Here is a 17466-nt window from a genome sequence, read left to right on the forward strand (position 1 = left end):
CTACAGGTACCACCGCCAGCTGCGCCCGGCCATGTAGAGGTCGCGCAGGGTGTTGATGCCGCCCGAGCGCAGCTTCTTGACCAGGAAGAGGAACAGGTAGGCGGTCTGCATGGCGTCGTACAGCGCGTTGTGCTGGTCGAAGGTCGGCAGGCCGTAGTTCTTGCACAGGTGCCCGAGCTGGTAGGAGACGGTGGCGTCGAACTGGTCGTAGTAGTTTTCCCACAGTTCCTGCTGGTAGACCTGGGCCAGGCGCATGGTGTCGATGCACGGGGTGCGCAGCCTGCCGCCGAGGATATCGCGCGCGGCGCGGTCCAGGAAGGAGATGTCCAGGCCCACGTTGTGGCCCACGACCAGCGCCCCGCCGCAGAAGCGCAGGAAGTCGGGGAACACCTCGCGCAGGCGCGGGGCATCGCGCAGCATCCCGGGGGTGATGCGGTGGATCATGGTGGCGACCTTGGGCACGGGCCCGCGCGGGGCCACCAGGGTATAGAAGGAATCGGCGGTGATGGACAGGTCGCGGATGCGCACGGCGCCGATGGAGACGATCTCGTCGCTGGCCGGGGAGAGGCCGGTGAGCTCGGTGTCCACCACGCAGAACTCGTAGTCGGCCAGGGGCCGGTTCTGGTCGAAGGCCTCGAAGTGCGCGTGGTTGGCGCGCAGCAGCTCGCTCCTGGGCGGGCGGGCGAAGCGCCCGAAGACGCGGGCCAGGGCGGCGACGGGGGCCGGGGCGGGGGTCATCATCATGGCCGTGCTCCTTTGTCAGCCCACGTTGAGGCTGAAGGCTTCCTTGACGAAGGTCTGCAACGAGCGGACCACGCCGAAGGTCTCCTTGAGGGTCTGTTTTTCCAGCTCCGAGAGGCTGGCGGGGTTGAGGCGGTTGTCGGGGGCCCCGCCCGCGTTGATGCGGCCCATCTGGTGCACCAGGCGCAGCTGCATAAGGAACTCGTAGGCCTCCAGGGCCTCCACGGCCAGGTCGGGCGGGATGTGCCCCTGATCCTTGAGGATCTCCAGGCGGTCGAAGGTATTGGTCTCGTGCAGGCCGTGGCGCAGGGCGAACAGCCGGGCGAAGTCCACAAAGGGCGTCAGCGCCCGGGTCTTGAGGTCCATGGTGTCCTTGTGGGCGCCGTCCTTCTCCACGATGATGTTGCGGAAGAAGGACAGGGGCGGGCGGGTGGCCAGGCAGTTGCGGGCCAGGTGGCGCAGGAACACGTCCTGCCGCGCGGCGTGCAGGGCCACATGGCGGCGCAGGGCCTCGCCCTGCTCGGCCTGGCCGTAGCCGGGGCGGAAGTCGAAGAAGATGGTCGCGCGCAGCACCTCCTCGGGCTCGGGCAGCAGGACCATGGTCTCGAAGAAATCGCGCATCCGGGCCAGGGGCATGCGCCAGCGCGGGTTGGAGGCCATCATGTCCCCGGGGCACAGCGGGTAGCCGCAGCGCACCAGGTGGCCGATGGCGGCCTCGCAGAAGCGGGTGAAGTAGTCCTGGCAGCGGTCGGCCTCGGCCTGGTTCGCGGGGTCGCGGTAGACCAGGGCGTTGTCCTGGTCGGTGTGGAAGGTCTGCTCCTTGCGGCCCTCGGAGCCCATGAGCAGCCAGCAGAAGGGCACCGGGGCCGGGCCCATCTCGTCCTGGAGGAAGGTCAGCAGCTTTTCCAGGATCAGGTCGTTCATGATGGTGATCATGCGCGTGATGTTGCGGGCCTTGGCGCCCTCCTCCACCAGGGAGCCGACGGTCATGGGCACCTTTTCGGCCAGGGGGTAGAGGTCGGCGATGGTCCGGGCCCCGGCGATCTCGCGGAAGAGGTACATGGGCGAGCGGCCCTGCAGGAGCATGATGTCGTGGGAGGTGACCATGCCCGCCACATGGCCTCCGCGCATCACGGCCAGGTGGTGGATCTGGGCGCTCATCATGCGCAGCAGGGCGTCGAAGCAGATTTCGCGGTGGCTGACCGTGGCCAGGGGCGAGCTCATGATGAACTCCACGGGCGCGTCGTGGGCTTCGCCGTCGGCCACGGCGCGGCGCAGATCCTTGTCGGTGACGATGCCCACGGCGTCGCCGCGCGGGTCGGTGACCAGCAGCGAGCCCACCCCGTGCTCGACCATGGTCCGCGCGGCCTCGCGCACGGTGCTGCCCGAGGCGACCATCAGCGGCGGGCGGCGGATCACGTCGCCCACGCGGGTGGAGAACAGCACCAGGGGGCTGGCGGCGCACAGGTCGGCGTGCTGGCGGCGCAGCTCGGAGAAGGCCTTCTCGATGTAGTTCTCCGAGAAGTTCTGCAGGTAGTACTGGGTTATGGCCGGGTAGTCGGCGATGAGCGCGCGGAACACGGCCCCGGGGATCTTGAAGCAGAAGGTGTCTTCGATGGTTTCTGCGCTCAGGCTGGCGCGGGCCTCGCGGATGACGCCCAGGGCGCCCACGGCACCGCCCTCGCCCCGGTAGTCGATGAGCGTGTCCGGCGCGCCGTCGCGAGTGAGGAAGAGCTTCACCGCGCCGCTGCGGATGAGCAGCACGTATTCCACGAGGGTCACGCCCTGGGTCAGCAGGCGGGTGCCCTTGGGGTGGAAGTCGATGGTGCACGACCGGGCCAGGGTTTCCAGGGCCTTGTCGTCCAGGTCGCTGAAGGGCAGGGTCTTGCGCAAAAAGGGCACGAGCTCGGAAGCCTGTGCGGAAAACACGTCACCTGGCCTGTTCATGGCGCCTCGCTTGGGAGGGGCGCGCCCCGGCTCGTGTGGCCGGGGCGCGCCGGTTCGGGTGCGCTAATGGTCCACCGCCGCGCCCGCCCCGCGCGGGAAGCGGACGTTCTCCACCATCTCCTGGATGGCCTGGGGCGGGGCCGGGGTCAAGGCCGAGACCGCGATGGTCACGGCGAAGTTGATCACCATGCCCACGGCGCCGATGCCCTCGGGGCTCACGCCCAGGAACCAGGGCGCCACGCCCAGGAACTTGGTCTGCACGATGTAGAGCATGGTGAAGCCGATGCCCGCGATCATGCCGCAGATGGCGCCCTCGCGGGTGGCGCGCTTCCAGAAGATGCCCAGCACCAGGATGGGGAAGAAGCTCGACGCCCCCAGGCCGAAGGCCAGGGCCACCACCTGGGCCACGAAGCCGGGCGGGTTGATGCCGAAGTATCCGGCCACGCACACGGCCACGCCGATCATCACCCGGCCCAGGGTCAGGCGCGCGCGCTCCGAGGCGTTGCGGTTGATGATGCGGTAGTAGAGGTCGTGGGAGATGCTCGACGCGATGACCAGCAGCAGCCCCGAGGCCGTGGACAGGGCCGCAGCCAGGCCGCCCGCCGCCACCAGGGCGATGACCCAGGCCGGCAGCGAGGCGATCTCGGGGTTGGCCAGGACCATGATGTCCGGGTCCACGTACAGCTCGCCGGGGGTGTCCGAGGGGGCGTTGGCCAGCAGCACCTGGCCGTGCTCGCCGGTCTGCCCGGTGGACTGAGGCTTGCCCGCGAAGGGCGCCCCGGCGCGGTACTGGATCACGCCGTCGCCGTTCTTGTCCATCCAGGCGATGAGCCCGGTGCGCTCCCAGTTCTTGAACCACGACGGGGCCTGGGCGTAGGGCGTCTCGTTGATGGTATTGACCATGTTGTAGCGGGCAAACGCCGCCACAGCCGGGGCCGTGGTGTAGAGGATGGCGATGAACAGCAGCGCGTAGCCCGCCGAGAGCCGCGCGGCGCGCACGCTGGGCACGGTGTAGAAGCGGATGATGACGTGGGGCAGCCCGGCGGTGCCGACCATGAGCGAGAGCGTCATGCACAGCACGTCGAGCATGGACCTGTTGCCCGGGCCGAAGGCCGAGGTGTAGGCGGTAAAGCCCAGGTCCTGGCCGATCTTGTCCAGGGTTTCCAGCAGGTAGCTGCCCGCGTCGGGCCCGGCGAGGATGGTCGAGCCGAAGCCCAGCTGGGGGATCACGCTGCCCGTGACCATGCGCGAGATGGCCACCGCCGGGATGATGAAGGCCACGATGAGCACCAGGTACTGGGCCACCTGGGTCCAGGTGATGCCCTTCATGCCGCCCAACCCGGCGTACATGAAGACGATGACCATGCCGATGATCACCCCGGTGTTCACGTCCACTTCGAGGAAGCGCGAGAACACGATGCCCACGCCGCGCATCTGGCCCGCCACGTAGGTCAGCGAGACGAAGATGGCGCAGATCAGGGCCACCACGCGCGCGGTGTTGGAGTAGTAGCGGTCGCCCACGAAGTCCGGCACCGTGAACTTGCCGAACTTGCGCAGGTAGGGCGCGAGCAGCAGCGCGAGCAGCACGTAGCCGCCGGTCCAGCCCATGAGGTAGACCGCGCCGGTGTAGCCGGTGAACGAGATGATGCCGGCCATGGAGATGAACGAGGCGGCGCTCATCCAGTCGGCGGCGGTGGCCATGCCGTTGGCCAGGGGCGGCACGCCGCCGCCCGCCACGTAGAAGCCCTTGGTGTCTTTCACGCGTGAGACCCACGCGATGGTCATATACAGGCCGAAGGTCAGCCCGACCATGATGTATGTCCAGAATTTGATCGTCATATGCGCTCCCGTCGCCCGTGGGCGACCTTGTGCGAGGTTGCCGCCGGTCTACTCGTGGACGTCGAACTTCCTGTCGAGCCGCAGCATGAGCAGGTAGTAGACGAAGATCAGCACCACGAAGACGAAGATGGATCCCTGCTGGGCGAACCAGAAGCCCAGCGGGAACCCGCCGATGGTCACGGCGTTGAGCGGCTCGACGAAGACGATGCCGCAGCCGTAGGAGACCGCCGCCCAGATGGCCAGCAAGACGGTCATGTAGCCGACGTTCCTGCGCCAGTAGTCGCGCATGGAGCCCTGTGCCTGTGTCATGGGTCACCCCCGGTCCTGTTGCCTGTGCGCCGGGCCCCGGCCCGGTGCGCCCGGGGGCGGGGCCCCCGGGTGTCCATGCCTCCCGTCTACGGGGCCGCAAGCGGGGTTGCACGCCATTTTCGGTGAACGGCCCAAACTCCGGGCGGGCGGCGGGCGCGTTCGGGGCCCGCCGTTCAACGGCCCGTGGGCGCCGTCCACAGGGCCAGGGCGCCGCTGGGCCGCGCGGGGCCCGGCGCGGGCCCCGGCCAGGGCAGTGCGGCGCCGCGCCGTTCACCGCCTTGCGGCGGCTGTTCACCTTTGGGCCCGACTCTGCTACAGGCTATGGGGCGCCCGGACCCGGCGCCCGCGCTGCCCCGCCCCCGGGGCAAAGGCCAGGGCCCGTGCCCGTTTCCCTGGCCGTGAACGCACCTCCCCGCCCCCAGGGGCGAAAGGACACGCCGATGATCAGCATGCTCGACATCGTTTTTGGCGCCCTCGCCCTGCTTTTAGGGGTGCGCGGGCTGTTTCGCGGCCTGCTCAAGGAGGTGCTGTCCACCCTGGGGGTCATCGGCGCCTGGTGGCTGGCCGCCGAGCACGGCCCCGCCGTGGCCCCGCACCTGGACCAGTGGGTGGAAAGCCCCGGGGTGGCCCAGTTCGCGGCCTACATCGTCGTGTTCTTCGGGGTCATGCTCGCGGTCAAGATCCTGACCTGGATCATCGCCAAGATCCTCAAGGCCTCGCCCGTGGGCTGGATCGACATGCCCGGCGGGCTGGCCGTGGGTCTGGCCAAGGCCTGGCTGCTGTGCTGCGTGATCCTGGCCGGGCTGCTGACCTTCCTGCCCGAGGCCGATTTCGTGCAGCGCTCCCAGGCCGTGCCCTACCTGCGGCCCGGCGCCGAATATCTGCGCGAGAAGATGCCCGAGGGCATGGCCGACTTCGACCCCCTGCGCATGCTGCCCCAGGCCCTGCCCGTCCCCGCCCTGGGGCCGCAGGGCCAGGACGCCCCCGAGAACCAGGATCCCGCCATGACCGACCAGGCCCGCCAGCTGCTGGACGCCATCGGCCAGGCCATCACCAAGCAAGAGGAAGACGCCAAGAAATGACCCCCGACACCACCTGCGCCCCGGACCACGGCCCAGCCCTGCGCGAACTCTTCGCCGTCATCGACGCCCTGCTGGCCGAAAACGGCTGCCCCTGGGACCGCAAGCAGACCCCCCAGACCATGACCGACTACGTGGTGGAGGAGAGCTTCGAGCTGGCCGAGGCCATCCGCGCCGACACCCCGGAGCGCTCCTGCCCCGACACCCGCGCCGAGGTCATGGAGGAGCTGGGCGACGTGGCCTTCTTGCTGCTGTTCGTGGCCACCCTCTACCAGCGCGCCGGGCACTTCGATTTCTCCGACTCCCTGCGCTACTCCGCCGCCAAGATGATCCGCCGCCACCCCCATGTGTTCGGCGACCTGAAGCTGGAGAGCCAGGAAGAGCTGCTGCGCAACTGGGAGCGCATCAAGCGCGCCGAGAAAGCCGAGGCCGACGAGCAGCCCAAGCGCGTGTTCGAGAGCCTGCCCAAGGGCCTGCCGCCGCTGCTCAAGGCCTACCGCATCAACTCCAAGGCCGCGCGCACCGGCTTCACCTGGGCCACCGACGCCGAGCAGGCCGCGCACATGGCCGACGAATGGCGCGAGTGGGAACAGGCCAAGGCCAGCGCCGACCCCGCGCGGATGCAGGAGGAGTTCGGAGACTACCTCTTCAGCCTCGTGGAATATGGCCGCCGCCACGGCATCAAGGCCAACGCCGCCCTGGACGACGCCAACGCCAAATTCCTGGCCCGCTTCGGCGCCATGGAAGACACCACCCGCACCCAGGGCCGCGACATCGCCGAACTGACTTTGGACGAGATGAACGCGCTGTGGGAGCAGGTGAAGAAGTAGGGGGCGCGGGGAGCTGTGGCCCGAGCGGGCAGGACGCGCGAAAAGGACTGCCCCCAGGAAATGCAAAAAGGGCGAGGCCTGAGCCTCGCCCTTTTGCGCTGAAAGGAAACTGGCGCGGGGGCTACTGGTTGGCGCGCTGGCCCACGTCGGTCAGGCGGTCCAGGTAGTCCTGGACCTCGGCGGTGTTCTTCCACTGCTCGAAGCCGGACAGCCAGGCCGGGAAGTCCATGAACTCCTCGTCGAGCTGGGCCTCGTGGCCCTGCATCCACAGGCCGAAGAGGTACATCTCCAGCTTCAGGGCCTTGGTGTCCCACACGCTGGTCACCGTGCCGGGGGGGTATTTGTTGCCGTCGTAGACCAGGGCCACATGGGCGCAGGTGTCGGTGCAGGACTTCTGGTAGTCCACCAGCTCGCCGTTGTACTGTTCGGCCAGCCCGGCCAGGTGCTCCTGGGTCTTTTTCAGGTGCTCCATGATCTCGGCGGGAATCTCGATGCGCACGGCCTCGCCTTCCTCTTCCTTGACGAAGTAGAAGCGCAGCCAGTTCTCGAACTTCATCACCTCGGCCACATCGGCCACGGCGCGGGTCATCAGGTCGGACATGGGATTCTCCTGTGGTGCGTTGCCCCCTGGGGGTCCACTCAAGTAGGCCGCCCCGGGCCGGGAGTCAACCCCCGGGCGCGCGCGGAAAAGCAAAGGCGGTCAGGCGGGCCGCGCACAGGTCCGCTATACGGGCCCCAGGAGGACGCCATGAACGACGAACTGCGCGAGACCTACGCCGAGCGCCTGAACCGGGTGCTCGACCACCTGGAACGGCACCTGGACGACGACCCCTCGCTGGAGGAGCTGGCCGGGGTGGCCTGTTTCTCGCCGTACCATTTCCACCGCATCTTCACGGGCATGGTCGGCGAATCGCTGGGCGCGCACCTGCGGCGGCTGCGCCTGCAACGCGCCGGGCACCGCCTGCAGTTCACCGCCCTGCCGGTGACGCGCGTGGCCCTGGACGCGGGCTATGAAAGCCTGGAGGCCTTTTCGCGGGCCTTCCGGGCGCAGTTCGGCATGGCTCCCAGCCGCTGGCGCGAGGCCGCGCGGGCGGGCGCAACCGCAACCCCGGGCACCGCAGCCCGGCACAAGGGAGAACCGACCATGGACGTGAACGTGAAAACCCTGCCCGAGACCACCGTGGCCTACGTGCGCCACACGGGCCCCTACATGGGCTGCGGCGCGGCCTGGGAGCGCCTGTGCGCCTGGGCCGGGCCCCGGGGCCTGCTGGGCCCGCAGGCCCGCTTTCTGGGCCTGTCCCACGACGACCCCGAGTCCACCCCGCCCGAGCGGGTACGCTACGACGCCTGCATTGCCGTGGCGCCGCAGACCCGGCCCGAGGGCGACGTGGGCGTGAAGACCGTGGGCGGCGGGCAGTACGCGGTGGTCCTGCACCAGGGGCCCTACGAGACCATGCACGCGACCTACGCCCACGTCTGCGGGGTCTGGGGCCCGGGCAGCGGGCGCGAGTTCAGCCCGCAGCCCAGCGTGGAAATCTACCTGCGCGACCCTGCCATCACGCCCCCGCAGGAACTGCTCACGGAAATCTGGGTGCCCCTGCTCTAGCGGGCCGCCCCGCCAGGGGCCCTCCCGTGTCGCCCAAAAAATCCAGGCCCCCGCGTCCATCTTGGCCGCGGGGGCTCGGTCTTTTCGCGCCTCGACCCCATCCTTTTTAAGGACCAGGGCAAAGCCGGGCGCTGATCCACCGGCCCGCGCCCCGGACCGCGCCCCGGCCTGCGACCCACCCTTCGAGCGGCCAGGCCAAGGGGTTTCCCGCCTGCCCGTCCGGGCCAAAAACCCGCCCGGCGGCGGCCCGTTTCAGCCCACGTCCGGCGGCTCGGGCGCCAGCCCCAGGCGCTCCAGGTCCGCCAGGTCCGCAGCCACGGATTCGCCGGGGGTGGTCAGGTAGTCGCCGACCATGATGCCGCTGGCGCCGCAGGTCAGCAGTTCGGCCTTGCGCGCGCCCATGACGGCGGGCCGCCCGCCGCAGATGCGCACATGCCGGTCGGGCAGCAGCAGCCGCAGCAGGGCCACGATGCGCAACGCCTCGTCGGCGGACAGCAGGGCCCGGCCTTCCAGAGGCGTGCCCGGGATGGGCGTCAAAAAGTTCACGGGCACGGAGGGCACGCCCAGGGCGCGCAGCTCCAGGGCCAGCTCCACGCGGTGCTCCCAGCCCTCGCCCAGGCCAAAGAGCCCGCCGCAGCAGACGTACAGCCCCAGGTCCACGGCGTGGCGCACGGTGTCCACGTCCTCGTCGTAGGCGTGGGTGGTGCAGATGTGCGGGAAGAAGCTGCGCGCGGTCTCCAGGTTGTGGTGGTAGGCCCCGAGCCCGGCGTCGCGCAGGGCCTGCAGGCGCCCGCGCGGCAGGATGCCCACCGAGGCGTCGGCGGCCAGCCCCAGGGCGCGCACGGCGGCCACGGCGCGCAGCAGTTCCTGGAAATCCGCCCCGCCCAGGGCCTTGCCGCTGGTGACGATGCCAAAGCGCGTGGCCCCGGCTTCGCGGGCGGCCCGGGCGGCCTGGACCACGGCCTCCAGGCCGATGAAGGGATACTCGCGGCAGGCCCCGCGCTGGCGGGCGTTGTGGTGCGCCGACTGGGCGCAGAAGGCGCAGTCCTCGGAGCAGGCGCCCGAGCGGGCGTTGACGATGGAGCACAGCCCGATGTGCGGGCCGAAGTGGCGCTCCTTGACCCGCCGGGCGGCGTCCAGCAGGGCCCGGGCCGCCTCGCCGCCCTGGGCCGCAAGCGCGCCCACGCGCCGCCCCAGCTCCATGGCCTCGTCCTGCCCCAGGGCCGCCCCGGCCAGCACCCGCCGCCCCACGTCCTCGAAATATCCGCTCACTGCCCGTCCTTCCAGTTCCACCATTTCAAAAGCTCCGGGTCGCGGGCCTGGCCCTCGGTGCGCGCGAAATACTGCGCGCAGCGGAACACGTAGAGCACGCAGCGGTCCACATGGCACCCTTCCAGGGCCATGAGCCGCTCGTACATCTGCTGCGGGTCCGCCCCGGCCAGCTCCGCCACGCGCCTGTAGCCCAGACGCAGCAAATCCTCCGCCATGCGCGGCCCCACGCCCGGAATGCGCCGCAGATCCCGCATGCTCTCGCGTTCGTCCATGGCCCGGTCTTACAGCCCCGGGCCGGGGCTGGCAAGCTGGCGGGCGCGCCCGCCCCCACCCCGCCCTTGCACTTTCGCCGCGTTTGCCCGACCATGGCCCGACCCGCGCCCCTTTTCCAAGGCCGCAGGCCCTGTTCGCTCCTGGCGTCCCGCAACCCCAACCCCACACGCCCATGCCCCGAACCATCGTCGTCGCCGGAACGCACAGCGGGTGCGGCAAGACCACCGCCGCCCTGGCACTCATGGCGACCATCCGCCACCGGGGGCTGACGGTGCAGCCCTTCAAGGCCGGGCCGGACTTCATCGACCCCGGCTACCACGAGCTGGTCACGGGCCGGACCGGGCAGAACCTGGACGGCTGGATGATGGGCGAGGCCGGGGTGCGCGAGGTCTTCGCGCGCCACAGCGCGGGGGCGGACGTGGCCGTGGTCGAGGGCGTCATGGGCCTGTTCGACGGCGCGGACGGCGCCGGGGAGGACGGCTCCACGGCGCAGCTGGCCAAATGGCTGGGCGCGCCGGTGCTGCTGGTGGTGGACGCGCGCAGCATGGCCCGCAGCGCGGCGGCGGTTGTGGCGGGGTTCGCGGGGTTCGACCCGGGGCTGCGGCTGGCCGGGGTGCTTTTCAACCGCGTGGGCTCGGCGCGGCACCGCGAGCTTTTGGAGCAGGCCATGGCCTCGGCCCTGCCGGGGGTGCCCGTGCTGGGGCTTTTGGGCCGCGACGAAGCCCTGGCCCTGCCCTCGCGGCACCTGGGGCTGGTCACGGCGCAGGACCACGGCCTGGGCCCCGAAGCCGTGGCCCGGCTGGCGGACTGGATGCTGGCCGGATGCAACGTGGGCCGCGTGCTGGCCCTGGCGGCGGAGCTGGAGCCCGCCGCGCCGCCCGAGGCCGCCGGGGATGCTGGCGAGGCCGCGCGTCCGGCTCCGTCCTCGCCTCTCTCCGCCCCTCCCTGCTCCGCCCCTGCCCCCCGGGTGCGCATCGGCGTGGCCCGCGACGCGGCCTTCTGCTTCTATTACGCCGAAAACCTGCGCCTGCTGGAGGCCGCCGGGGCGCAACTGGTGTTCTTCTCGCCCCTGGCCGATGCCGGGCTGCCCCCGGGGCTGCGCGGGCTGTACCTGGGCGGCGGCTACCCCGAGCTGCACGCCGCGCGGCTGGCGGCTGGCGCGCCCATGCGCCGGGCCGTGCGCGCCCTGGCGGCGGCGGGCGCCCCGGTCTACGCCGAGTGCGGCGGATTCATGTACCTCATGCGCGCGCTCACCGACGCCTCGGGCACCGAGCACCCCATGTGCGGGGTCTTCCCCCTGCGCGCGGCCATGGCCGCCCGGCGCAGCGCCCTGGGCTACCGCGAGGTGGTCACGCGCGAGGCGGGCATCCTCGGCCCGGCCTGGACCATGCTGCGCGGCCACGAATTCCACTACTCGCACATCGCCGACGGCCCGGCGCAGGGCGCCAGCGACGAGGACGCCGACGCCCTGCGCCTGCTCTACCGCGTGCGCACCCGCGACGGCTGGACGGACCAGGCCGAGGGCTTCGCCGTGGGCAACGCCCTGGGCACTTACATCCACGCGCATTTCGCCTCCAACCCCGACGTGGCCCCGGCCCTGGTGGCGGCCTGCCGGGCCTGGGAGGGCGCGCCGTGACCCGCGCGCTGCGCGAGGGCTTCACCACCGGCACGGCGGCGGCAGCGGCGGCCAAGGCGGCGGCCCTGTGGCTGGCCACCGGGGCGGCCCCGGCGCGGGTGGACACGCCCCTGCCCCCGGGCGGGCGGCTCCTGGTGCCCGTGGCCGCCGTGCTGCCCGAGGACGGCGGCGCGCGCGCCCGCGTCATCAAGGACGGCGGCGACGACCCCGACGCCACCCATGGCCGGGCCGTGGAGGCGCTGGTGACGCTGGACCCGGACGGGCGGCCCGGGGCCGTGGAGCTGTTGGGCGGGCGCGGGGTGGGCCGCGTGACCCTGCCGGGCCTGCCCGTGCCCCCCGGGGAACCGGCCATCAACCCCGCCCCGCGCGCGCAGATCCGCCGCGCCGTGGCCGAAGCCCTGGACGCGGCCCGCTTCCCCGGGGCGGCGCGGGTGACGGTGGAGGTGCCGGACGGCGAGGAGGTCGCCACCAGGACCATGAACGCCCGCCTGGGCATCGTGGGCGGAGTGTCCATCCTGGGCACGCGCGGCACGGTCCGGCCCTTCAGCCACGAGTCCTGGGCAGCCACGGTGCTCCAGGGGCTGGACGTGGCCCGGGCCCAGGGCCTGGACCACGCGGCCCTGGCCACGGGCGGGCGCACCGAAGCCCTGCTGCGCGCCGACCTGCCCGCGCTGCCGCCCCTGGCCTTCGTGCAGTTCGCGGATTTCTTCGCCCTGGCCCTGTGCGGCGCGGCCCGGCGCGGATTCGCGCGCGTCACCGTGGGCTGCTACTTCGGCAAGCTGGTCAAGATGGCCCAGAGCCACGAATACACCCACGCCCACACGGCGGCCATCGACTTCGGCGCGCTGGCGCGCTGGTGCGCCGCGGCGGGCATGGCCCCCGGAGCCGTGGCCGGGGCGCGCCGCGCCGTCACCGCGCGCCATGTGCTGGAAATGCTTTTGGCCGATCCGGCAAAAGATGCTATCCTGGCCCAGGTGGCCGCGCGGGCCCTGGGGGCCGCGCGGCGCCACGCCGGGCCCGGCCCGGCCATCGCCCTGCGGGTCTACGGCTTCGACGGCGGCCTGCTCTGCGCCATCCAAGGAGAAAACGGACCATGACCATCCACGTCGTCGGCCTGGGGCAGGACCCCGACAACCTGCCCGAGCACTCCCAGGGCCTCATCGAACACGCCGAACTGCTCTGTGCGGGCCGCGACATCCTGGAATTTTTCGAGGACCACCCCGCCGAAAAGCTGCCCGTGGCCAGCCCGCTGGACGCGGTGATCGAACGCCTGGCCGACGCCCATGCCGACGGGCGCATGGTGGTGGTCCTGGCCGACGGCGACCCGCTGTTCTACGGCATCGGCGCCACGCTCATCGACCGCCTGGGCCCGGAAATCCTGCGCATCTACCCCGGCATCAGCACGCTGCAAGCCGCCGCCGCCAAGGTCAAGATCCCCTGGCAGGACGTGGCCGCCGTGTCGCTGCACGGGCGCGACGACTACGGCCCGCTGTTCTCGGCCCTGCAATGGCGCGACTGGGTGGCCGTGTTCACCGACGGGCGCAGCGTGCCCTCGGCCATCGCCCAGACCATCCTGGACAAATGCGGCCCGCTGTTTCTGATGTGGGTGCTCGAAGACCTGGAGAGCGAATCCGAGCGCGTGCGGCGCTTCACCCTGGAAGAGGCGGGCAGCACGAGCTTTTCCAAGCGCAACCTGGTGCTCCTGGAGCGCGTGGGCGCGCCGGAGCTGCCCCTTGGCCTGGGCCTGCCCGACGAGGGCTACGCCCACGAGGGCAACCTGATCACCAAGGCCCCGGTGCGCGCGGCGGCCCTGGCGGCCCTGCGCATCCGGCCCGGCTCCGTGGTCTGGGACGTGGGCGCGGGCTGCGGCGCCGTGGGCATCGAGGCCTCGGCCCTGTGCTGGCGCGGGCGGGTCTTTGCTGTGGAAAAAAACGCCGACCGCGTGGCCATGATCCGCACCAACGTGCGCCGCACCGGGGCCTGCCTGGTGGAGGTGCACCACGGCACGGCCCCGGCCTGCCTGGGCGAGCTGCCCGACCCGGACCGGGTCTTCGTGGGCGGCGGGCTGCTGGGCGGCACGGCCCTGCTGGAGGCCGCCTGCGCGCGCCTGCGCCCGGGCGGACGGCTGGTGGCCAACGTGGTGCTGCTTGAGTCCCTGGCCCAGGCCCAGGCCTTCTTCGCCCAGCACGGCTGGCCCTGCGAGGTGACGCTGGTATCCGCCGCGCAGTCCGGCGGGCTGGCGGGCGGTACGCGCCTGGAGGCCCACAACCCCGTGTTCATCGTCGCCGCCCAGCAGCCCGAATAGGAGCCCCGCCGTGGACCAGCTGACCGTCGTCACCAGCGCCCGCACCCAGATGGTGGACATCACCGCCCAGGTCCAGGAGCTGGTGCGCCAGCGGGGCTGGGCCGAGGGCACGCTGCTGCTGTGGTGCCCGCATACCACCGGGGCGCTGACGGTCAACGAGGCCGCCGACCCCGATGTGGCCCGCGACGTGACCGCGACCATGAACACCCTGGTGCCGCGCCAGGGCGACTACCGCCACGCCGAGGGCAACTCCGACGCCCACGTCAAGACCAGCCTCTTCGGCCCGGCCCTGCCGTGCATCGTTTCCGGGGGCCGCGTGCGCCTGGGCACCTGGCAGGGCATCTACTTCTGCGAATGGGACGGCCCGCGCACCCGCCAGCTCTGGGCGCAGTTCCTGCCAGCGTAGCGGCCTTGCGTCTCCTCCGCGCGATGCAAATGCGCTTGTGGCTCACGAAACGCATTTCGTGAGACACAAGCCCGTTTGTTGCGCATCCGCGAGACACAACGCCCGCCCCTCACCCCCGGCGGCGCCACCCGAGCAGCGCCAGCACGGCCATGGGCACCAGCGCCCCGGCCACGCCCAGGGTGCCGATGAACACGGGCCGGGGCGCCAGCCCCAATGACACGCCCTGCATGGCCAGAGCCGCGACCATGAACACGCAAAACGTCATCACCGCCGAGGCCGCGCCCACGTCGGTGTCCACCTGCTCCAGGGTCATGTGGTTGGCCAGCGGGCGGCTCATGCCCAAAAAAAACGACATCACGAACATGGGCACGGCAAAGGCCGCGGGTGTTGCCGCCCCGCCCAGCAGGATGCCCACCGCGCCCGCCAGCACCCCCAACAGCGAAAAGCGCAGGATGCGCCGCGACTCGATGCCCACGCACAGCCGCGAGCAGGCCAGGGCCCCGGCCATGATCCCCAGGGCGTTGAACCCGAAGGCCAGCCCGAAGGCACGCTCGCTCAGCCCGAAATCACCGATGTACAGGTCCGCCGAGCCGCCGATGAAGGCGAAAAATCCCGCCGAGGTCACCGCGAAGGCCAAGGTGTAGGCCACGAACCTCCGGTTGGACAGCAGCACCACGTAGCGCCCCAGCACCGCCCCCAGCCCGCCCCGCGTCCGCGTGAACTCCGGCTCGCGCAGCCGCCACCCGCCGTACAGCGCCGCCAGGGCGCAGGTGCCCTGGCAGATGAATATCCAGCGCCACGACAGGACTTCCAGCATCCAGCCGCCCAGCATGGGCGCCAACATCGGGCACAAGGGTACGATGACCCCGATGATGGCCAGGATGCGCTGGCGCTCCAGCCCCTCGTACAGGTCCTTGGTCAAGGCCAGGGACAGGAACGACGCCGCCGCCGCGCCCATGGCCTGGACCACCCGCGCCAGCACGAGCATGGCGATGGAATCCGCCGCCGCGCAGGCGTAGCTGCCCGCGATGTACAACAGCACCCCGCCCAGCAGCACCGGCCTGCGGCCCACGCGGTCCGACAGCGGACCGTGGACCAGCAAAAAGACGCTGAAGCACACGAAGAACGCCACCAGCGAGAGGTTCGCCTGGGCCGGGGAAATGCCCCACAGCCCCTGCAACGCGGGCAGCGCGGGCAGATACATGTCCGTGGACAGGGCCGGGAAGGCCGCCAGCAAAATGATAAGCACCAGATTGGGCATGGAACGTCCGTCCAATGAGAGGAGCCCCGCCCCGGCGGACCCGGCGGCGCGGCGCGAGAAGGGAAGGCGGCAGGCCCCGCCCGGCTATTCGTCCTTGAGGTCGCGGGTCATCAGGTCGGCCACGGCGCGGCCCGGGTCCTTGTCCTCGTAAAGCACCTTGTGCAACTGCTCGGTGATAGGCATGGCCACGCCCAGCTCGCGGGCCAGCCGCTGCACGCTGCCCGTGGTCTTCACGCCCTCGGCCACCGTGCGCGTGGCCGCCAGGATGTCCGCCAGGCGCTGGCCCCGGCCCAGGGCCAGGCCCACCTGCCGATTGCGCGACAAGTCGCCCGTGCAGGTCAAAACCAGGTCGCCCAGGCCCGCCAGGCCCTGGAAGGTCTCGGCCCGCGCGCCCAGGGCCACGCCCAGCCGGGCCATCTCCGCCAGGCCCCGGGTGATGATCGCCGCGCGCGCGTTGTGGCCGAACTCCAGCCCGTCGGCGCAGCCCACGGCAATGGCGATGACGTTCTTCAGCGCCCCGCCCAGCTCCACGCCCCGGCAGTCCGCATTGGTGTACACCCGAAAGCGCGCGGAACTCAGCGCCTGACGCACCTCGCGGCCCAGGGCCGCGTCCTCGCAGCCCAGGGCCACCGCCGTGGGCACTCCGCGCACCACCTCGCGCGCGAACGACGGCCCCGAAAGCATGGCGTACCGGGGCTCCAGGTCCGCCAACTCCTCGGCCACCACCCGCGACATGGGCGCCAGGGTCTCCAGCTCGATGCCCTTGCTGGCGCAGACCACCACCGGCCGCGCAGGCAGGTGCGCCCGGAACGCGCGCAGCGACGCGCGCACAAACTGGCTGGGCACCGCCCAGACCAGCAGTTGCGCGCCCTCCACCGCCCAGGCCGGGTCGTCCGTGGCCGCGATGCGCGCGTCCAGCGCCACCCCCGGCAGGTACACCGCGTTTTCGCCCTGCTCGCGCAAGGACGCCAAAACCTCGGGCGAACGCACCCACAGCCGCGTCTGGTGCCCGCATCCGGCACTCACATGGGCCAGCGCCGTGCCCCAGGCCCCAGCGCCGATTACCGCTATGCGCATGAACTCTCCTCGCGCCCCGCGGCGCAGGCCAGCAATACCAAACCCCCCGCCCCCCACGCAACCTTGCATCCCGGCCCCGGGTCCGCTATCAGGGCTGGTGCGGGGCGCGCGAGGCCACCGGGGAAGGGGAGGGAGGCCCCCCTTTCCCCAAGCGCCGAAAGCGGGGCCTCCCTCCCCTTCCCCGGACCCCATCCCCTCCCGCCACCGGAAAGGCGCTCTCGGGACAAGGTGCCGGGCGGAGCCTTCACCCAGGAACAACGCCGAGGAAAACGCCATGGCCATCCAGTTCACCGACACCGAGAAAGCCATCCTGCGCCGCGTGCAGGGCAACCTGCCCGACAGCGCCACGCCCTTCGCCGACATCGCCCTGGAAGCGGGCGCCACCGAGGAGCAGGTGCTGGAGCTGGTGGCCCGGCTCAAGGAGTCCGGCGCCATCCGCCGCTTCGGGGCCACCCTGCGCCACCAGAAGGCCGGCTACGCCCACAACGCCATGGTCGCCTGGCGCCTGCCCGAGGGCGCCGACGCCGAGGCCGTGGGCGCGGTCATGGCCGCGCGCCCGGAAATCTCCCACTGCTACATCCGGCGCACCACACCCCAGTGGACCTACCGGCTCTACACCATGATCCACGGCCAGAACCCCGGCGACCACGCCCGCGTGGTGGCCGAACTCAGCGCCGCCACGGGCCTGACGGACTACGCCGTCCTCGAATCCGTCCGCGAGCTGAAAAAGACCTCCATGAAATATTTCTAGCCGCCCGGCTTGTACAGCCACCCGCCCACCCCTCCCCAAAGAGCGGATTTTGGGGGAAAAGGGGTGGGGGAGAGGGTCCGGGAGAGGGGGCGGGGAAAAACCCCCTTTTGCCGCCAGAAAAAGGGGGTTTTTCC

At 71.3% G+C, this 17466-nt stretch carries 17 protein-coding genes; 8 read left to right on the plus strand and 9 right to left on the minus strand.

All coding sequences use genetic code 11. From position 1 onward, the window contains the following. The 4 genes from G495_RS0112745 to G495_RS0112760 all read right to left on the minus strand — a co-directional run bounded on the left by G495_RS0112745 (position 1) and on the right by G495_RS0112760 (position 4836). Entirely contained in the window at positions 1 to 744 is a 744-nt protein-coding gene (locus G495_RS0112745) for a 3'-5' exonuclease (protein ID WP_245588432.1), read from the minus strand. Between the two features lie 15 nt (positions 745 to 759). After that, the gene (locus G495_RS0112750; protein WP_035252100.1) at positions 760 to 2688 is read right to left on the minus strand and encodes a putative nucleotidyltransferase substrate binding domain-containing protein; all 1929 of its coding nucleotides are present in this window, start codon (positions 2686 to 2688) and stop codon (positions 760 to 762) included. Between the two features lie 63 nt (positions 2689 to 2751). Next, on the minus strand, positions 2752 to 4527 hold the full coding sequence (locus G495_RS0112755) for a sodium:solute symporter family protein (protein ID WP_028588127.1): 1776 nt from the start codon (positions 4525 to 4527) through the stop codon (positions 2752 to 2754). Between the two features lie 48 nt (positions 4528 to 4575). Then, on the minus strand, positions 4576 to 4836 hold the full coding sequence (locus G495_RS0112760; protein ID WP_028588128.1) for a DUF4212 domain-containing protein: 261 nt from the start codon (positions 4834 to 4836) through the stop codon (positions 4576 to 4578). Positions 4837 to 5276: 440 nt separating this feature from the next. Between G495_RS0112760 and G495_RS19075 the strand changes: the two genes are divergently transcribed. After that, positions 5277 to 5918 (plus strand): CvpA family protein, encoded by a 642-nt coding sequence (locus G495_RS19075; RefSeq protein WP_051445368.1) that lies wholly within the window; start codon positions 5277 to 5279, stop codon positions 5916 to 5918. Further along, positions 5915 to 6745, plus strand: a complete 831-nt coding sequence (mazG, locus tag G495_RS0112770) for a nucleoside triphosphate pyrophosphohydrolase (RefSeq protein ID WP_051445369.1) — start codon at positions 5915 to 5917, stop codon at positions 6743 to 6745. Before G495_RS19075 ends, mazG begins: the two co-directional genes overlap by 4 nt. Positions 6746 to 6866: 121 nt before the next feature. Here the strand turns inward: mazG and G495_RS0112775 are convergent, their stop codons facing one another. Beyond that, entirely contained in the window at positions 6867 to 7346 is a 480-nt protein-coding gene (locus G495_RS0112775; RefSeq protein WP_028588130.1) for a hypothetical protein, read from the minus strand. Positions 7347 to 7493: 147 nt separating this feature from the next. Here G495_RS0112775 and G495_RS0112780 point away from each other — a divergent pair, with 147 nt between their 5' ends. Next, positions 7494 to 8351 carry an AraC family transcriptional regulator gene (locus G495_RS0112780; RefSeq protein WP_028588131.1) on the plus strand — a complete coding sequence of 286 codons (858 nt, stop codon included), beginning with the start codon at positions 7494 to 7496 and terminating at the stop codon, positions 8349 to 8351. Positions 8352 to 8603: 252 nt separating this feature from the next. Here the strand turns inward: G495_RS0112780 and bioB are convergent, their stop codons facing one another. After that, positions 8604 to 9623, minus strand: coding sequence for a biotin synthase BioB (gene bioB, locus G495_RS19080; protein WP_035252105.1), 1020 nt, complete (start codon positions 9621 to 9623; stop codon positions 8604 to 8606). Continuing rightward, complete coding sequence (locus G495_RS0112790; protein ID WP_028588132.1) at positions 9620 to 9895, minus strand: helix-hairpin-helix domain-containing protein; 276 nt, start codon at positions 9893 to 9895, stop codon at positions 9620 to 9622. Before G495_RS0112790 ends, bioB begins: the two co-directional genes overlap by 4 nt. A gap of 173 nt (positions 9896 to 10068) precedes the next feature. On the opposite strand from G495_RS0112790, the gene G495_RS0112795 reads away from it, so the two are divergent. The 4 genes from G495_RS0112795 to G495_RS0112810 are packed head-to-tail and all read left to right on the plus strand — an operon-like array spanning position 10069 to position 14243. Further along, on the plus strand, positions 10069 to 11532 hold the full coding sequence (locus G495_RS0112795) for a cobyrinic acid a,c-diamide synthase CobB (RefSeq protein WP_028588133.1): 1464 nt from the start codon (positions 10069 to 10071) through the stop codon (positions 11530 to 11532). Beyond that, positions 11529 to 12629, plus strand: coding sequence for a cobalt-precorrin-5B (C(1))-methyltransferase CbiD (cbiD, locus tag G495_RS0112800; RefSeq protein WP_028588134.1), 1101 nt, complete (start codon positions 11529 to 11531; stop codon positions 12627 to 12629). Before G495_RS0112795 ends, cbiD begins: the two co-directional genes overlap by 4 nt. Further along, on the plus strand, positions 12626 to 13837 hold the full coding sequence (gene cbiE, locus G495_RS0112805) for a precorrin-6y C5,15-methyltransferase (decarboxylating) subunit CbiE (RefSeq protein WP_028588135.1): 1212 nt from the start codon (positions 12626 to 12628) through the stop codon (positions 13835 to 13837). Before cbiD ends, cbiE begins: the two co-directional genes overlap by 4 nt. Positions 13838 to 13847: 10 nt before the next feature. Next, positions 13848 to 14243, plus strand: coding sequence for a secondary thiamine-phosphate synthase enzyme YjbQ (locus G495_RS0112810; RefSeq protein ID WP_028588136.1), 396 nt, complete (start codon positions 13848 to 13850; stop codon positions 14241 to 14243). Between the two features lie 109 nt (positions 14244 to 14352). Here the strand turns inward: G495_RS0112810 and G495_RS0112815 are convergent, their stop codons facing one another. Together G495_RS0112815 and G495_RS0112820 are read right to left on the minus strand one after the other, a co-directional pair. Continuing rightward, positions 14353 to 15504, minus strand: coding sequence for a multidrug effflux MFS transporter (locus G495_RS0112815; protein ID WP_028588137.1), 1152 nt, complete (start codon positions 15502 to 15504; stop codon positions 14353 to 14355). Positions 15505 to 15588: 84 nt separating this feature from the next. Then, positions 15589 to 16581 carry an NAD(P)H-dependent glycerol-3-phosphate dehydrogenase gene (locus G495_RS0112820; protein WP_028588138.1) on the minus strand — a complete coding sequence of 331 codons (993 nt, stop codon included), beginning with the start codon at positions 16579 to 16581 and terminating at the stop codon, positions 15589 to 15591. Between the two features lie 274 nt (positions 16582 to 16855). Here G495_RS0112820 and ahbB point away from each other — a divergent pair, with 274 nt between their 5' ends. Next, positions 16856 to 17332, plus strand: coding sequence for a siroheme decarboxylase subunit beta (ahbB, locus tag G495_RS0112825; protein ID WP_028588139.1), 477 nt, complete (start codon positions 16856 to 16858; stop codon positions 17330 to 17332). Positions 17333 to 17466 lie beyond the last annotated feature (134 nt).

The organism is Desulfocurvus vexinensis DSM 17965, from assembly GCF_000519125.1.
Classification (GTDB): domain Bacteria; phylum Desulfobacterota; class Desulfovibrionia; order Desulfovibrionales; family Desulfovibrionaceae; genus Desulfocurvus; species Desulfocurvus vexinensis.

What these genes read in the sequence shown, in the direction of transcription:
- cbiE (WP_028588135.1), top strand. Translation starts at nt 12,626, where the DNA reads ATGACCATCCACGTCGTCGGCCTGGGGCAGGACCCCGACAACCTGCCC.
- G495_RS0112815 (WP_028588137.1), bottom strand. Translation starts at nt 15,504, where the DNA reads ATGCCCAATCTGGTGCTTATCATTTTGCTGGCGGCCTTCCCGGCCCTG.
- G495_RS0112795 (WP_028588133.1), top strand. Translation starts at nt 10,069, where the DNA reads ATGCCCCGAACCATCGTCGTCGCCGGAACGCACAGCGGGTGCGGCAAG.
- G495_RS19075 (WP_051445368.1), top strand. Translation starts at nt 5,277, where the DNA reads ATGATCAGCATGCTCGACATCGTTTTTGGCGCCCTCGCCCTGCTTTTA.
- G495_RS0112745 (WP_245588432.1), bottom strand. Translation starts at nt 744, where the DNA reads ATGATGATGACCCCCGCCCCGGCCCCCGTCGCCGCCCTGGCCCGCGTC.
- G495_RS0112780 (WP_028588131.1), top strand. Translation starts at nt 7,494, where the DNA reads ATGAACGACGAACTGCGCGAGACCTACGCCGAGCGCCTGAACCGGGTG.
- G495_RS0112790 (WP_028588132.1), bottom strand. Translation starts at nt 9,895, where the DNA reads ATGGACGAACGCGAGAGCATGCGGGATCTGCGGCGCATTCCGGGCGTG.
- G495_RS0112775 (WP_028588130.1), bottom strand. Translation starts at nt 7,346, where the DNA reads ATGTCCGACCTGATGACCCGCGCCGTGGCCGATGTGGCCGAGGTGATG.
- G495_RS0112755 (WP_028588127.1), bottom strand. Translation starts at nt 4,527, where the DNA reads ATGACGATCAAATTCTGGACATACATCATGGTCGGGCTGACCTTCGGC.
- G495_RS0112820 (WP_028588138.1), bottom strand. Translation starts at nt 16,581, where the DNA reads ATGCGCATAGCGGTAATCGGCGCTGGGGCCTGGGGCACGGCGCTGGCC.
- G495_RS0112750 (WP_035252100.1), bottom strand. Translation starts at nt 2,688, where the DNA reads ATGAACAGGCCAGGTGACGTGTTTTCCGCACAGGCTTCCGAGCTCGTG.
- mazG (WP_051445369.1), top strand. Translation starts at nt 5,915, where the DNA reads ATGACCCCCGACACCACCTGCGCCCCGGACCACGGCCCAGCCCTGCGC.
- G495_RS0112760 (WP_028588128.1), bottom strand. Translation starts at nt 4,836, where the DNA reads ATGACACAGGCACAGGGCTCCATGCGCGACTACTGGCGCAGGAACGTC.
- ahbB (WP_028588139.1), top strand. Translation starts at nt 16,856, where the DNA reads ATGGCCATCCAGTTCACCGACACCGAGAAAGCCATCCTGCGCCGCGTG.